Genomic DNA, 15,331 nt, shown 5'->3' on the forward strand with positions numbered 1-15,331 from the left:
TGCGTGTACCGAGCGGAGTCGCGGTGCTGGCTCAGCATTTCTGGGCCGCGAAGCAGGGGCGCGATGCGCTGGTGCTGGAGTGGGACGAAGGCTCGTTCGCCAGGGGATCGACCGCGGCGTTGCGCGAGGAGTATCGCAAGCTGGCGGCAAGCCCCGGCAAGACCGCAAAGACAAAGGGCGACGTCGATACGGCGCTGAAGAATGCGCCGCACGCCATCGAGGCGGACTACGAAGTGCCGTTCCTTGCGCACGCGCCGATGGAGCCCCTCAACTGCACCGTCGAAATCGGCAAGAACACCTGCGACATCTGGACCGGCACGCAGTTCCAGGGTGTGGATCAGACAGTCGCTGCGAAGATCCTCGGTCTGAAACCCGCACAGGTGAAGATCCACACGACGTTTCTCGGCGGCGGATTCGGACGTCGTGCGAATCCTTCGTCGGATTTCATTTCCGAAGCGGTCGAAGTGGCGAAGGCATCGAAGAAAACCGTCAAGGTGGTGTGGGCGCGTGAGGACGACATCCAGGGCGGGTTCTACCGGCCGATGTGGCTGTCGCGTTTCCGCGCCGCGCTTGGCGAGGACGGAAAGCCAACCGCGTGGTCGCACACGATCGTCGGGCAATCGATCATTGCCGGCACGCCGTTCGCGTCGGCGATGATCAAGGACGGCATCGACGGCACCTCGGTCGAGGGCGCCGCCGATTCACCGTATCTCGACACGATTGCCGCGCATCGGGTCGACCTTCACACGCCGACCAGCCCGGTCACCGTGCTGTGGTGGCGATCGGTCGGCCATTCGCACACCGCGTTCGTCGTCGAAAGCTTCATCGACGAACTTGCCCACGCAGCGAAGCAGGATCCACTCCAGTATCGCCGTGCGTTGCTGCCGAAGGAAGCGCGCGAACGCCGCGCACTGGATCTCGCCGCGGAGAAATTCGGCTGGGGCAAGCCGCTGCCGGCCGGTCGTGCCGCTGGACTCGCAGTCCATCAATCGTTTGGCAGCTACGTGGCGCAGATTGCCGAGGTGTCGGTCGAGGACGGCAAGCCGCGCGTGCACCGCGTGGTGTGTGCCGTCGACTGCGGGCCGGTTGTGAATCCTTTGACGGTGGAAGCGCAGATGCAGTCCGGCATCGTGTTTGGACTATCGGCTGCATTGCACGGCGAACTCACCCTCAAGGACGGCCGCGTCGAGCAAAGCAACTTCCATGATTACCCAGCCGTGCGCCTGCCGGAGTCGCCGCACATGGAAGTCCACATTGTGCCGAGCACCGACAAGATGGGCGGCTGTGGTGAACCGGGTACACCGCCGATCGCACCTGCCGTCGCGAATGCGTTGTTCGCGCTGACCGGCAAGCGGTTGCGGCAATTGCCGTTGCGCATCGTGTGACGGCTGCGGCTCTCAGCATGGCTGACGTCACCCCCTTCACCGTGAGCACGTCACCTTTCTCACCCCGACGACGTCATTCCCGCGAACGCGGGAATCGCTCGTTGCATGCGCCGCCGAGTCGCTCGTCGGCCGCTGCGCTGTCGGAACTGCAGACAGTGATGCGCAAATTTTCTACCGCCAATGGAGAACGTCCCATGCACCGACGCCTTCTTGCATTCGCTCTACTGGTCCTGACGTCAGGCGTCAGCGACCGCGTGTCCGCAGCGTCGACTGACGCCGATTTCGCAGTGATCCAGAAAGTGCTTCAACACCCGCGTTGCCAGAACTGCCACATCCCCGGCGACCAGCCGTTGCAGTACGACGAAGGCCGACCACACGCGCAATACGTGCAGCGCGGCGTGGATGGCAAGGGCGCGCTGGGCATGGCCTGCACCACCTGCCACGGCAGCGCAAACCTGCCCGCAAGCTATGGCGCGCATGTGCCGCCCGGTGCGCCGAACTGGCACCTGCCGCCGGCGGACAAGAAGATGGTCTTCATCGGACTCGGCACGCACGACCTGTGCACGCGACTGAAAGACCAAAAGGGCAACAACGGCAAGGATCTTCCAGCGCTGCTCGAACACGTCGATCACGACGCACTGGTGCTGTGGGGCTGGAATCCCGGTCAGGGACGCGCGCCGGTGTCGATCCCGCACGCCGAGTTTGTCGCCGCGTTCAAGCGGTGGGCGGATGCCGGCGGTCCATGCCCCGGCTGACTCGAGAGGGACGCGTCAGACGCGTCGAACCTCGCCATTCCAGATCACGCCACGCGGATCGAATTCGTTCTCGGTCATCACATGGTCACGGTGCCCGAACCCACCAATCGCGATCACGCCTTCCTGCATCGGGTCGAGTCCGAACGTCTCCTCGATCTCGCCCTCGTTGACCGCCGCAGTCACGAACGCGGCAAGCCCGTTTTCGGTGGCCGCGAGGTAGACCATCTGCGACAAGTGGCCCACATCGAGGATGACGGCGCGATAGGCCTTTGCGTGGGTCTGATACTTCCAGAACGTTCGGTGGAATCGCGAGGCATAAATCACCATCACGTGCGCATCCATGAAATGTCGCTGGCCGGCGACGAGCCGCAGCGCCAGCTCCTTCGCTGCATCGGCGTCGAGCTCGGCCAGCGGCTCGATTGCGTGATCCACCGGGTGGTAGTGGTACAGGCCCGGCGCGATCCCGTCGACGTGCTGGATCAGCAGATAGGCTTCGGTCGGATGCAAGCCGCCCGCTGAAGGCACCGCGCGCTTCATGACGTCGATCCCGGGCTCGTTGCTTTGGGCTCGTGCACCGAACGCGCGGAACATCACGTTGGCGAAGTCGGTCGACGACATTGGTTTCCCGGTGTCGTAGTTGCGGCAGGTGACCCGAGTGCCGATCAGCTCTTCGAGCGGACTGGCCTCGGCGGGTAGAAGAGCAATTCGCTCCCCGGCCGACACGCGTTCGCGGACGAGCGGCTGTGGCGGACCGAGGCGGTCGAGGAACTTGCGGTCCGTTTCATTGGCGAACCGCCGTTCGGCTTCGAGGGTGTCGATGCCGCGCCAGCGCGTGTGACGATGCAATACCGATGAAAGGTTGCGCCAATGACTCGCGCGCACTCGTTCGTCCTGTTCGCGAAGTTCGGCGTGCGCGGGCGCGTCTGAAAGCAGCAAACCACTCCCCAGCAGTGTGTGTACGGCCTTCTCGCCGAACTGAATCACAAGCGGTGCGCACTCGGTCCAGTCATCCGGCGAAAGAGCTCCGAGAAGCGCAATCTCGCACTCACCCAGCACAAACTCGCCGTCCCGATGTGCCGCGAGAGCGACCCACTCACGCACCTTGCCGAGGCCTGTGGCGCCTGCGAACAGACGCGTGAGATCGAAGTCCATCCGCTCACGCGGTTCCAGCAGAAGATGCGTGCAGCGGCGTACGAGCATGGTTTGTCCTTTGAGCCGGGCTCTGGCAAAGGGGCCATGCCGAGCCGCGTTCATGGTGTTGAGCAAGCAGTGTACAGTCGGCGTCTGTGCGGAATGAAGGCGAGCATCCGCCCCGCCTTTCGCGCAGAAACAATCAATCCATCAAGACGGGGAAAGACCATGCAGAATGGCAAGCTCACGCGTGACGAGGCGATCGCGCTGCTGCGCAAACTCTCGAGCGATGATGCGTTTCGGGCGACGTTCGAAAAGGACCCGGCTACCGCGCTCAAGCAGATCGATATCGGCGACGGCGACGTGTCGGCCCTGCCGCCCTCTGCGCTGGCACCCGCGGCTTTGCCGTCGAAGGAACAGTTCAAGGAAGCCCTCGAGCAGATCCTGGAGGGCGGCGTATCGGATCACATCTGCCTGATTTTCCCGCTGCTGAAACTGACCTACGGCGACAATCGCACCTGAAGCGCGCTGAGACGCACGAGAACCGCCGGCGGCGCGCCGTCCTCGTGGAAGTCTTGCTTGAATTGCGCGAGGTACCGGCGTGCCGACACGAGGTCGGCACGCTTGACCGAAAGCTCGGCGGCTGCCAACGAGGCGAGGGACGCTTGCGCAACGTTGTAGGGCAACAACGCCTTGTCGAGATTGTATTCGGCGTAGGCGCGGCCACGATGCGCAGTCAACCACTCGGCTTGCTCGAGTGCACGGACATCATCGCTTCCGCGAAGATACGCATCGAGCAATACGGAATGCACCAGGCAAAGCTCACTTCCATCGAGTAGCGGCTTCAGCAGTGTGATCGCTGCATCGGGCTGGCCATTTGCCAACGCGATCTGTGCGCGGACGACCACGGCGAGATTCGCCAACGCAGGCGAATCGGCGAGGCTCGCACGCTTTTCAACGTCCGCCAGTGCAGCGCTCGCTTGGGCCGCCGCGCCGCCGCGCGCACTCAACCAGGCAAACAGCAAAACAGGGCTTGCACCTGATCGTGCTTTCGAAGAATCGTCAGGTTTGAAGCTTTGACGTGCGCCTGCGAGCGACCTCTCAATGCGCTTGGCGACCTCCGGTGATGGCGGCTGGAGCGTCGCCAGATCGGTCAACTCGAGTGCGTCGGCAAATCCGCCTGGGGCGGCTGTGATGCCGCGCGCCGCAACGAGCGCAGCCATCGCCGCAGGCCGATCGCCTCGCGCCAGAGGCAGACTGAGGCGCAGCAATTCTTGCATCGTTCCGAGCGTGGTATTGGCCTCGAACTTCGCCGGCAGCGGTGGCAGCAGCTTCTCGGCGGCGGCATAGTCTCGTTGCGCAGCCAGTGTTGCCGCATGATAAGGCTTGAACGCGAATCCACCGGCTTCCGCCTGTTCGAAGTTGGCAACGGCATCCTTGTACCGTTCGTTGCCCAGATCGAGGATGCCGCTGAGATGGAGCGAGGGGCCACGATTGGGACTGTGCGATGAGGCCGACGCGTGTGCAGCCGCCAGTACTTCGCTGTCGTACCGATTGGCGATCTGCCAAGCGATGTATGCGTATGTGCCGGTACCGACGGAGAAGTCCGGATACGCGCTGGCCAGCACTTTCCACTTCTCCACCGATGCTCGCGGTGACTCGATCGAGGCGATGTGGGACTCGGCCAGCAACGCGTCACGTGGCGTGAGCCGATCGTGTCTGGTCAGTGCGAGATTCAGTTCCTTCAGCGCGTCGGCATTGTGCCCGGTCACCGCGAGAAGTCGCGCGATCTGCACGTGTGCACTGGCGAAATCGGGATCCGACTTCAGCGCTTCGCCGAGAAGGCTCATCGCGTCGGGTATCTTGGCTTTTGCGATTTGCTCCAATGCAAGCGAGTACATGCGCAAAGCATCGAGGTTCTTCGTCGCCACCTTCTCCAGCGGCCGCGAATTTTCCGATACCGTGGCCAACGCCTCGCCGAGGCGTTCGCGCAATTGCTCGTTGACCTTGTCGATCGACGGCAATACCGATTCGGCGCCAACGCCGTCGACTGATTCGGACCACACCGTCGTTTGCGTGCGCGGGTCAACGACTTCGGCGGTGACCCGCACACGACCGCCCACTTCGGCGACTGTCGGCAGGATCAACGCGCGCGCGCCATCCCGCATCGCGATCTCCGCGCCGATGTTGCGGTCAACCTTCGTGCTGAGCGGATCGCGCTGCATCAGCTTGACCGTCTCGCGTACCTTGAGGTCCGACAGCACGTTGACGTAGCGTGATTGTTCAAGCGAAATGCGGAAACCGGTCTGCACCGCGTCGTCGAAATTCGCCTGACTGGTCAGGTTCTTCAAATCCCCCACGACCACCCAATCGCGGTTCGCAAACGCGATCGCCGGCGACGGCCGGGTGAGGTAATAAATTGGCAGCGCAATCAGCAGCGCGAGCACGCCGAGTTCAAAGCCGATGCCCATCGGGCGACGCCAGATCGGCATTTCCCGATGCGCCTTGCCCGACCACGGCGGCGGCTTCAGCGGCGCGAGGCCCTGTTCGCCGACCTCGAATACCGGCACCAGATCCGGCACGCCCTTGAAGCGGTAGCGACCGTGCGTGCGCCACGCGACCTTCGCAAGGAGTTCGCCGAGTTCACCCTGCGCGCGATGCGCGATATCGTAGGCGGTGCCCGACAGCAGGATCTGTCCGGGCAACGCGAGCTGCATCAGGCGTGCGGCGATTGGCTTGACCAGTCCCTCCACCTCGACCGGTTTCGCACCGCGCCGGATGTCGTCGGCCGCGTTGTCCCACACGACCACGTCACCGACATGGATGCCGAAGCGTGTCGCCAGCTGGGTCGACTCGGTCGCATTGAGCGCGGCAATGTCGTGCTGGTACGCGAGCGCGAACGCGACCGCCTGGATCGGCCGCTCGAACATCAGCAGGAACCCGTCGGTCTTGTCGATCTCCAGACCGCCGTGCTTCTGCAACAACGAACGGGCAAGCCGGTCATGCTTGCGGAACAGTTCCGCCGCACGTTGGTCGCCCATCCGCTCGATCAGCGCGGTGGAGTCGACGAGATCGCACAGCACGAGCGTGCGCAGAACGGAAACCGCTCTGTGCTGGCCCGGTTCGCTGGCTGCGGCTTCGTCGCTGACTGGAACGGCGATCGTCACGCTCGGTAGTCTTCCCTGCCCCTTCGATCACCGATTCTGCGCTGGATGCGCGGGGCGCGCCAGCCGTCAAGACGTGATGGCCCGAGCTGAACGGCGGAATCCAACGCTGCGCTCTCTATTTCCTATTCAGGCCACACCGCGTTCAGCGGGTCGAACTCGATCTCATTGCGTTCGAGTCCGCGTATGCCGAAGCCGCAGACCGCGAGCGGTCCTTCTTCCAGAGGATCGAGCCCGAACGCGTTCTCGATGTCGATTTCGTTGACCGCCGCGGTGATGAACGCCGCGAGGCCGAGCTCGGTCGCCGCAAGGTACATCGTTTGTGACAGATGGCCGACATCGAGAATCAGCGCGCGATACGCCTTCGCGTGGTTGCGGTACTTCCAGAAGTTGCGGATGAACCGGCTGGTCGGCATCACCATCACATGCGCATCGACGAAATACGCCTGCGACGCGACGAAAGTTTTCGCAAGCGCGTTCGTTTCGTCGATGCTCATCGTGCGGATCGGTTCGAGCGCGTGGTCAATCGGGTGGTAGTGATAGAGACCGGGAACTACACCATCGACCCGTTGGACCAAAAGATAGGCTTCCGTGGGATGGAGGCCGCCGGCGGATGGCACGCCTTTCTTGAGCAGCTGCACGCCGGGAGCATAGTCGTGCACGTTTCGCGCGCCGAAGGTGCGGTAAAGCACAGCTGAAAACTGATCGATCGTCAGCGAGCGAGAGCAATCGAAGTTTCGGCAGGTGACGCGGTTGTCCAGAAGAGCATCGAGAGCGGTAGGCCGAGTTGACGGAAGAGACTGAAGCTCATCCGACGCCCCGCGTTCACGGACGGGAGGCGGTGCGGGGCCGAGCCGGTCGAGCAGGCTTCCCGCGTTGATGTCCACGAACTGCTGTTGTGAAACCTCGGTGTCCACCCCTTGCCACCGGGACGCGAAGTGCATCGCGGCTGAGCCGTTGCGCCAGTGGTTATCGCGCAATTGCTGGTCGCGCAACGCTTCTTCGCTCCCGTCGGGCACAAGTAGACGACTGCGGACGAGGAGCTCGATGGTTTCGCGCGGGTACTGAGCCGTTAAAACCGCGAGATCGCTCCACGTCGAAGGCGATATGGAAACCAGCGTCGCAATCTCGCTCGCCGTAGTCACGACCGCTTTCGGCAGATGGGGCGCAATTGCGAACAGTTCGATGACTTCTCGCAATCCGTTGCTCCCGTTTGCGAGTAACGAAAGATCAAATTCCGTCCTCTGGCGAGGTTCGAACATCAAGAACGCGCACCGGCGAAGCTGCATCGCGTGGATTATCCTTGGGACAATAGTTGATCGTAACAAAGCAACTGCTTGCTTTCGCCTGCATGCGAAGACACGTTTGTCCAAATGCGGCGCACCGTAACAAACGCGAACATACGGCGACTGTAACTGGCCGTTTGTAGAGGGGACGATGATTGGTTGAGCGATTTGGTCGTCGTCGTGAGGCGGCAAGCTCGTGGCGGTTGCGCTGCCGTCGTTCCAGTATTTTCGCCTCGCGGCGACCTGTGAAAATTCAGCGGGGTTCAACCTGATCTTCGTCTGGTACACATCTTGCAGCCCAGCTAAACTCGCTGGTGACGACTGGGCTCAGGGGCCAGCGGCATCTGCAGCGAAGGGTACGCTGCACATGAAGATGTCCGACGAACCAAAGGACGGAGTTTCTCGGACCTGTGGAAGGGGCTGAACGTGACTACTGATGTGATCCTGCCGAAAGAGTACGCACTCGTACTTCTGCGAAAACTCGCAGATGACGATGGTTTCCGACATCTCTACGAAGCAAATCCCGTGAATGCATTGCGAGAGATTGGCGTTCCCTCGGACGTTCTGGCGAGCCTGCCGTCAGGACATCAGACACCCATCAAACTGGCACCGAAGAATACATTTCAGGAAGCGCTCTTCCAGCTGATCGACGAAGTTGCCGGTGTCTGCATTTGCCACACTCCGCCGCAGATTCAACTATCGATGGGCACTGCTTCACATCCTGGAGCGACTTCGTTTACAACTTCTTGATCCGGTTTTTGACGAAGGGCAGCTCGTCGGCGTTCGGCCAGTTCTTCTTGAATTCCTCCAGCGACCGCTGCGCGCCGGCCTTGTCGGCGCCAGCTTGCGCATATTCCGCTGCATCAAGCAGGGCTAATGTCGACTGGATGACGTCAAAGGGCACGCGATTGGGATCGTATTCCGCATACGCCCTTCCCCTATGATCCGCCAGCCAACGTGCTTGCGCGCGCGCGCGCGTGTAGTCTTTCGCTGAAGCGTACGCATCCATGAGCGCGACATGCGTGATGTACAGTTCAGCGCCGTCGACGGCTGCCTTGAGAGATCGAATCGCCTGGTCTGCATTGCCTGACGCACGCAACCTCTCGCTGTCGGCAATCACAAATAGCTTTGACAACACCGGATAGCTTTCGTCTCTGGGCCTAGCCGCTGCGAGAATCTCGGCGGCCTGATTTACATCCCCCTGCCGCGCTGCCAGGTATGCGGCAAACAAGGCGTCCAGTTGCACATCCGCGCGGTTGGTGTCGCTGGCTTTCGTGAGCGCCTCAACGATCGGAGTGAAAAGCGCACGCATTTCCTTCTGATCAAGAGTGTCTGGTGCGATCGCAATTCGCAAGGACGAGTCCAAAAGCGCAAGCCGATGTTGCACGTTGACGCCCAGGCCCATGACGTTGTGTTTCATCTCGTCGAGCTGTGGCCACACCTGATTCCAGGTGCCGCGATCGGCGGCAATCAACACCTTTCGAAACGCGACATCGATGTCGCGAGCGGCAACTCCCGAACTGGTCCACTTTGCTAGCGTCCCCTGCGCGGCATCGAATTTTCGTTGCGCGGCATCCGCGAATGTGTAATCGACGTTCCACGCCATGCCGCCTTTGCGCGCAAGATCGAATTGAACATTTGCTTCGTCGAATCGATCGTTTGCGACATAGAGCGTTCCCAACAAAAGCAGGCTGGCGGGTGCATACGGATTTTTGGGCGAACTTGCGGCTTTTGCGGCGTCGATGGTTTCGTCGTCGTAGCGGTTAGCGAACTGCCATGCAAAGTACGCGTACAAACCACGCGCTGCGAAAAAATCGGGATAGAGGCTCGATGCAAGCTTCCATTTCTCTAGCGCAGCGAGAGGTGAGCCTCGCAAGCTGGCCTGCCACGCTTCGACAACCAAAGACTCACGTGGCGGAAGCCGGTCTTCCGATTTGGCAGCAAGCTCGAGCTCGGCTGATGCTTCGTCTTTCCTGTCGGACACGACGAGCGAACGCGCGAGGCCGACACGCGCAAGCACAAACTCTGGATCCAGCTTGATCGCCTGTCGATAGAAGGACATGGAACTCGACATGTCTCCAGCGGTATAGGCATGTTCTGCCAATGAATAAGCGCGCAACGCGTCGAGATTCTTCGTCGCGACCTTGTCCAGCGGCCGCGAATCTTTCGAAACCGTCGCGAGCGCCTCGCCGAGACGAACGCGCAGTTGCTGGTTGACGCGATCCAGCGATGGCAACACTGAATCCGAACCAACGCCATCGGCCGACTCGGACCACACCGTCGTCTGCGTGTTCGGATCAACAACCTCGGCGGTCACCCGGACGCGTCCACCCACCTCGGCAATCGTCGGAAGGATCAACGCGCGTGCGCCGTCGCGGATCGCAACCTCCGAGCCCACGGCGCGGTCGAGCTTGATCGTGTCTGGATCTTTCTGCATCAGCTTGATCGTTTCGCGCGTCTTGAGATCGGACAGCACATTGACGTAGCGCGACTGCTCCAGCCCGATGCGGAACGCGGTGTCGATCGCCTCGTCGAAACTCGCTTCGCCGGTGAGGTTCTTCAGATCTCCAACGACGACCCAGTCGCGATTGGCAAATGCAATGGCCGGCGCGGGTGTGAGCAGGTACCAGGACGGGATGGCGATCGCGATCACCAGCAGGCCGATCTCGATTCCAAGCGTTGCAGGGCGGCGCCAGAACGGGAGTTCGCGATGGGCCTTGCCGGACCACGGCGGCGGCTTCAGCGGTGCGTAGCCTTCCTCGCCGACTTCGAACACCGGAATCGGATCGGGGATGCCCTTGAAGCGGTAGCGGCCGTGCGTGCGCCAGCGCACCGTCGCGAGTTGTTCGCCGAGCTCGCCCTGGGCGCGATGCGCGAGGGAATGCGCGACGCCGGAAAGAAGAATCTGGTTCGGCAGCGCGAGCTGCATCAGGCGTGAGGCGATCGGCTTGACGAGGCCTTCCACTTCAACCGGCTTGGCGCCCTTGGCGATGTCGTCCGGCGCGTTGTCCCAGGTCAGCACGTCGCCGACGTGGATGCCGATGCGCGACGCGAGCGAGGTCTTCTCGTTGTCGTTGAGCTGCGTGAGCGCGCGCTGGTAGTCGAGCGCAAACGCGACCGCCTGCACCGGCCGGTCGAACATCATCAGGAAGCCGTCGGTCTTGTCGATCTCACGACCGCCATGCCGATGCACGAGTGCGCGGGCGAGGCGATCGTGCTTGCGGAACAGATCGGTGGCGCGCTGGTCGCCCATGCGCTCGACCAACGCGGTGGAGTCGACCAGATCGCACAAGACCAGCGTGCGCAGCAGCGGCACGCTGACCGGCAGCGGCGCGGGTTCGACGGATTGTGCGAGTGCGTTCATACCTGATCGCTCATTGTCCGTGCTGTCCGGCGCACTGCATTCCCCGGAGACGCCCGCCGTGGATGGAGTGCGCAGATTCACATCACGCTGTGCAGTGCGCCTGCTGACGTCAGACTCGGCACGGCGATGTGATAGCCATCGCCTCCTTTGCCCTTCGCCTCGTACAGCGCGGTGTCCGCGTCGCTGTACCAGACCGCCCAGTCGGCGCCGTCGGTGCACAGGCTCGCACCGACGCTGACGCTGACGGCGAGTCCTTCCTTGCGTCCCGGGAATCGCAGCGAGTGCACTGCGGAAACGATTTGCGTCGCCCTCGCGCAGAGCTCTTCTTCGCCCGTCACCTGCATCAGCAATGCGAACTCGTCGCCGCCGAGACGGCACGGCAGATCGGTGGACGACGCGGCGTTCTGTACTTCCTCAGCGATGGCGCGCAGAACCTGGTCGCCGACGAGGTGACCGCAGTGATCGTTGATCTGCTTGAAGCGGTCGAGGTCGACCAGTGCCAGTGCCATGACTGTGCCTGGAAGCCGGTATTCCTCGAGACGCTCGAGAAACATGTAGAGGCCGCGGCGATTGCACAGGCCGGTGAGTTCGTCGGTTTGTACAAGGCGTTGCGCGGTGGACAGCTGCGTGCGGGTCTGGCGCAGCGAATCAAGTGTGACCAGCAGGTCTTCGTTGCGACGCTTCAGACTCTGGATGAGCTGCTGCTCGCTGCCGACGAGATACGAGAACGAGCGGCGCATGAATTGCGCAAGAGTGCGCGGATGGCTCGCAATCAGTTTTTCAAACGTTTCCTGGTCGACGATGCGCAAGCTCGTCGGCGTCGTCGCGACCGCGTTGGCAACGCGCGTGTGGCTGCCGATGAAGAGGACCAGCTCGCCGAAGAATTCGCGCCCACCGATGAGCTTGTCCGGCAGGCCGTCGCCGAACTCCAGCTGGATCTCGCCCGATTCGACGATGAACATGCTGCGGCCGAGTTCACCGCGGCGAAAGATGATTTCGTCCGGTTGAACGTCGCGCGATTCGCCCACGCCGGCGAACATCCCGAATTCCTCATCGGAGAGATGCCGCGGCAGCAGCACGGGGCGCCCGTTCGACATCGCTGCCGCGGACGTCAGGCTATTGAGCTCAATCTTGACGCTGGCCACCCGACCTCCCCGCCTGGCTCGCTCCGACGCGCGATGGTACTCCATGTTCGGGTACCACTCGCGAGCGAATGACAACACGTGTCCAATTCGTACAACCCCGATCCGTCGGGGCTGCGGCCGCCTCGCCAGCGCAAGGCGTCGCGACTCCTTTCCATCAAATGCTGCCAGCCGTGGAACGGACGCGTTGAAACGAATGGTTTGGCCGTCCAGATGTCCTCGACCGTGCGTATTCTCGTTCCGATGGCGCGGTTCTTGCTCAATCGGCAACAGCCAGCCACCGCGGTTGAGCCTGGTGCATTTGCAGCGGCTTTCCCTGGCAGCACCGGCATCGGAACGGCAGACCCCACGGCGATACCCCGCCCGCACGGTCCCTCCTCTCCCGCCTTGTTCCGATGCCGGTCGGCTGCGCGATCACTCGCAGCCGACCTTCGACTTCATTTCCCGATCAGGCCGCCTGCGACGGGACGCCCGAGTGGAACTGCTCGTCCTCGGTCGACCCCTTCAGTGCCGTGGTTGACGACTGACCACCCTGAATTGCCTGTGTCACCGCGTCGAAATAGCCGGTGCCGACTTCGCGCTGGTGCTTTACCGCGGTGAAGCCACGGTCTGCGGCGGCGAATTCGGCTTCCTGCAGCTCGACGAACGCGCTCATCTGATTACGCGCATAGCTGTAGGCGAGGTTGAACATCGAATAGTTGAGCGCGTGGAATCCGGCCAGCGTGATGAACTGGAACTTGTATCCCAGCTGCGCCAACTCCTTCTGAAAGCGCGCGATGGTCGCGTCGTCGAGGTTCTTTTTCCAGTTGAACGACGGCGAGCAGTTGTACGCGAGCAATTTGCCGGGGAATTTCGCGTGGATCGCCTCGGCGAATTTGCGCGCGAATTCAAGATCGGGCTTGCCGGTTTCGCACCAGATCAGGTCCGCGTAAGGCGCATAGGCGAGACCGCGCGAGATGGCCTGATCGATGCCGTTGCGCGTTTTGTAGAACCCCTCGACCGTGCGTGCCCCATCGATGAACGGCTTGTCGTTGTCATCGACGTCCGACGTCAGCAGATCGGCGGCTTCCGCATCGGTGCGCGCGACGAGCAGGGTCGGAACTCCACAGACATCCGCCGCGAGACGCGCTGCATTGAGTTTTTCAACGGCTTCGCGCGTCGGCACCAGCACCTTGCCTCCCATGTGGCCGCATTTCTTCACCGATGCGAGCTGGTCCTCGAAATGGACGCCGGCGGCACCCGCCTCGATCATCGCTTTCATCAGCTCGAATGCGTTCAACACGCCGCCGAATCCCGCTTCTGCATCGGCGACGATCGGCTGCAGATAATCGATGCTGTCGTTGCCCTCGGCATGGTTGAGCTGGTCGGCACGCAGCAGCGCGTTGTTGATGCGCTTGACCACCAGCGGCACCGAATTGGCAGGGTAAAGCGACTGGTCCGGATACATCTCGCCGGCGACGTTCGCGTCGGCCGCGACCTGCCAGCCGGAAAGATAGATGGCCTTCAGACCGGCCTTCACCTGTTGCATTGCCTGGTTGCCGGTGAGCGCACCAAGCGCATTGACGAACGGCTCCTTCTGCAACGAGTTCCAGAGCTTCTCGGCACCAAGGCGAGCGAGTGAATGCTCGACGTGCACGGTGCCGCGCAGGCGCACGACGTCCTCTGCGGTGAAGTTGCGCGTGATGCCTTTCCAACGTGGATTGCTGGTCCAGTCGTGGGCAATCTGTTCGGCGGTCGGGAGGCTGGAGTTCATCGTCATTACCTGGGAGTCAACGTGAGGGTCGGGGACGCGTGATGCTTTGCAGCAAGAGTAGGCCGAACGGATGGCTTTGACAAAACAGATGTTTCAATGAATTGCATTATCATTGTCAAGTATTCGGCAATCCGTTGATTTCAAATGACCAAATCACCTCTTCCTGCCAAAAACACGCGCGTCGGACGCTCACGCGGCGGGTTGGCGGTGGTTTCCGAAGGGCCGACGGCCCAGAAGTCGCCGCCACGTTTTTACTACAAGGGCAGCCGGCTGAAGCAGCTGCGGGCGTTCTGCATGATCGCCAAGTTGGGAACGCTGTCGCGTGCGGCGGATGCCCTGTTCCTGTCGCAGCCGTCGATCAGCCTTCAGCTGCGTGCGCTCGAACAGGAGCTCGGCGCTCACCTGATCGAGCGGCGCCGACGCCGCGTGGTGCTCACGCGTGAGGGTCAGGCGCTGTACGACCTGGCGCTTCCTCTGGTTGAAGGTCTGGATCAGCTCGACCAGCGGTTCCGTGTCCTGCGCACAGGCCTGTCTGGCGGCGAGCTGCACATTGCTGCCGGAACCTCGACGATCCAGTACCTGTTGCCGCCGTACGTTGCCGCGTTCCGAGACCAGCATCCGAACGTGAAGCTGCAGTTGCACAACGTGACCGGCAAGGACGGCCTCGCGCTGTTGCGCTCGGACCAAGTCGATTTTGCCGTGGGCTCGATGCTGGACGTGCCAAACGACCTCAGCTACGAACCGGTGCAGTCCTACGATCCGATGCTGATCGCTCCGCCCGGCCACGCGCTGGCGGCGTTGCGCGACGTGCGACTGGAGGATTTGTCGGCCTATGGATTGATCCTGCCGCCGCAGCGCTTGACCACCTACCGGCTGGTGGACCTGATTTTCCAGCAGCGCAAAGTGCCGTTTCGCGTCGCGATCGAAGTCGGCGGATGGGAAGTGATCAAGCACTACGTGGCGCTGGGTCTCGGCATCTCGATCGTCACCGGCATCTGCATCGGCCAGGAGGATCACGAGCGGCTCACGGTGCGCAACATGAGCGCGTATTTCCCGCAGCGCAGTTACGGTGTCGTAGTGCGCAAGGGCAAGTACCTCAGCACCGAGGCGCGCGCGTTCATCGACCTCGTGCGGCCCGGGCTTTTTTCGCGGCACGACTACTGGGCCGCGGGCCACTCCGATCGTTGACCCGGGTCAGCGCGATCGGTCGTGAACGGCGGATCGATGGTGGCGCTCAGAAGCGCGCATTTCTGCTAGTTTGTCGACTTCTGAAGCTCTGCTGCTCGAAGGTGCGCCATGTCCCGCTGGCTCATGCTTGGCCTGACGATTCTCGGTGTCATATTGATCTTCA

11 protein-coding genes are annotated in these 15,331 nt (G+C 62.2%); 5 read left to right on the plus strand and 6 right to left on the minus strand.

The features are described 5' to 3' along the window. Positions 1-1,385 (plus strand): xanthine dehydrogenase family protein molybdopterin-binding subunit (locus ABIV12_RS12065; protein WP_348059585.1); only part of this gene is annotated, 1,385 nt, incomplete at its 5' end. 194 nt (positions 1,386-1,579) lie between these two features. Then, positions 1,580-2,140 carry a hypothetical protein gene (locus ABIV12_RS12070; protein WP_348059587.1) on the plus strand — a complete coding sequence of 187 codons (561 nt, stop codon included), beginning with the start codon at positions 1,580-1,582 and terminating at the stop codon, positions 2,138-2,140. Positions 2,141-2,155: 15 nt separating this feature from the next. Here ABIV12_RS12070 and ABIV12_RS12075 read toward each other — a convergent pair whose 3' ends face one another. Further along, entirely contained in the window at positions 2,156-3,340 is a 1,185-nt protein-coding gene (locus tag ABIV12_RS12075) for a putative peptide maturation dehydrogenase (protein ID WP_348059589.1), read from the minus strand. A 3-nt stretch (positions 3,341-3,343) separates the two neighbouring features. Here ABIV12_RS12075 and ABIV12_RS12080 point away from each other — a divergent pair, with 3 nt between their 5' ends. Continuing rightward, positions 3,344-3,793 (plus strand): NHLP-related RiPP peptide, encoded by a 450-nt coding sequence (locus ABIV12_RS12080; protein ID WP_348059591.1) that lies wholly within the window; start codon positions 3,344-3,346, stop codon positions 3,791-3,793. Here ABIV12_RS12080 and ABIV12_RS12085 read toward each other — a convergent pair. Together ABIV12_RS12085 and ABIV12_RS12090 are read right to left on the minus strand one after the other, a co-directional pair. Then, positions 3,772-6,438, minus strand: a complete 2,667-nt coding sequence (locus ABIV12_RS12085) for a putative peptide modification system cyclase (RefSeq protein WP_348059593.1) — start codon at positions 6,436-6,438, stop codon at positions 3,772-3,774. The two genes, ABIV12_RS12080 and ABIV12_RS12085, sit on opposite strands and share 22 nt — an antisense overlap. Positions 6,439-6,560: 122 nt before the next feature. Then, positions 6,561-7,988 (minus strand): putative peptide maturation dehydrogenase, encoded by a 1,428-nt coding sequence (locus ABIV12_RS12090; protein ID WP_348059595.1) that lies wholly within the window; start codon positions 7,986-7,988, stop codon positions 6,561-6,563. A 159-nt stretch (positions 7,989-8,147) separates the two neighbouring features. Between ABIV12_RS12090 and ABIV12_RS12095 the strand changes: the two genes are divergently transcribed. After that, positions 8,148-8,471: an NHLP-related RiPP peptide gene (locus ABIV12_RS12095; protein ID WP_348059597.1), complete on the plus strand. Its 324-nt coding sequence runs from the start codon at positions 8,148-8,150 to the stop codon at positions 8,469-8,471. Here the strand turns inward: ABIV12_RS12095 and ABIV12_RS12100 are convergent. The 3 genes from ABIV12_RS12100 to aceA all read right to left on the minus strand — a co-directional run bounded on the left by ABIV12_RS12100 (position 8,458) and on the right by aceA (position 13,980). After that, positions 8,458-11,085 (minus strand): putative peptide modification system cyclase, encoded by a 2,628-nt coding sequence (locus tag ABIV12_RS12100; RefSeq protein WP_348059599.1) that lies wholly within the window; start codon positions 11,083-11,085, stop codon positions 8,458-8,460. The genes ABIV12_RS12095 and ABIV12_RS12100 overlap by 14 nt on opposite strands. A 77-nt stretch (positions 11,086-11,162) precedes the next feature. Then, on the minus strand, positions 11,163-12,230 hold the full coding sequence (locus ABIV12_RS12105) for a GGDEF domain-containing protein (RefSeq protein ID WP_348059601.1): 1,068 nt from the start codon (positions 12,228-12,230) through the stop codon (positions 11,163-11,165). A 445-nt stretch (positions 12,231-12,675) separates the two neighbouring features. Then, positions 12,676-13,980, minus strand: a complete 1,305-nt coding sequence (aceA, locus tag ABIV12_RS12110) for an isocitrate lyase (protein WP_348059603.1) — start codon at positions 13,978-13,980, stop codon at positions 12,676-12,678. 144 nt (positions 13,981-14,124) lie between these two features. On the opposite strand from aceA, the gene ABIV12_RS12115 reads away from it, so the two are divergent. Continuing rightward, complete coding sequence (locus ABIV12_RS12115; protein ID WP_348059605.1) at positions 14,125-15,168, plus strand: LysR family transcriptional regulator; 1,044 nt, start codon at positions 14,125-14,127, stop codon at positions 15,166-15,168. Positions 15,169-15,331: the final 163 nt, after the last annotated feature.

This window comes from Dokdonella sp. (genome assembly GCF_039926425.1).
In the GTDB taxonomy this organism is placed as follows: Bacteria; Pseudomonadota; Gammaproteobacteria; order Xanthomonadales; family Rhodanobacteraceae; genus Dokdonella_A.

Bases quoted from the DNA above. Each gene is read 5' to 3' on its own strand.
- ABIV12_RS12070 (WP_348059587.1), top strand. From the start codon at position 1,580: ATGCACCGACGCCTTCTTGCATTCGCTCTACTGGTCCTGACGTCAGGC.
- ABIV12_RS12075 (WP_348059589.1), bottom strand. From the start codon at position 3,340: ATGCTCGTACGCCGCTGCACGCATCTTCTGCTGGAACCGCGTGAGCGG.
- ABIV12_RS12100 (WP_348059599.1), bottom strand. From the start codon at position 11,085: ATGAACGCACTCGCACAATCCGTCGAACCCGCGCCGCTGCCGGTCAGC.
- aceA (WP_348059603.1), bottom strand. From the start codon at position 13,980: ATGAACTCCAGCCTCCCGACCGCCGAACAGATTGCCCACGACTGGACC.
- ABIV12_RS12115 (WP_348059605.1), top strand. From the start codon at position 14,125: ATGACCAAATCACCTCTTCCTGCCAAAAACACGCGCGTCGGACGCTCA.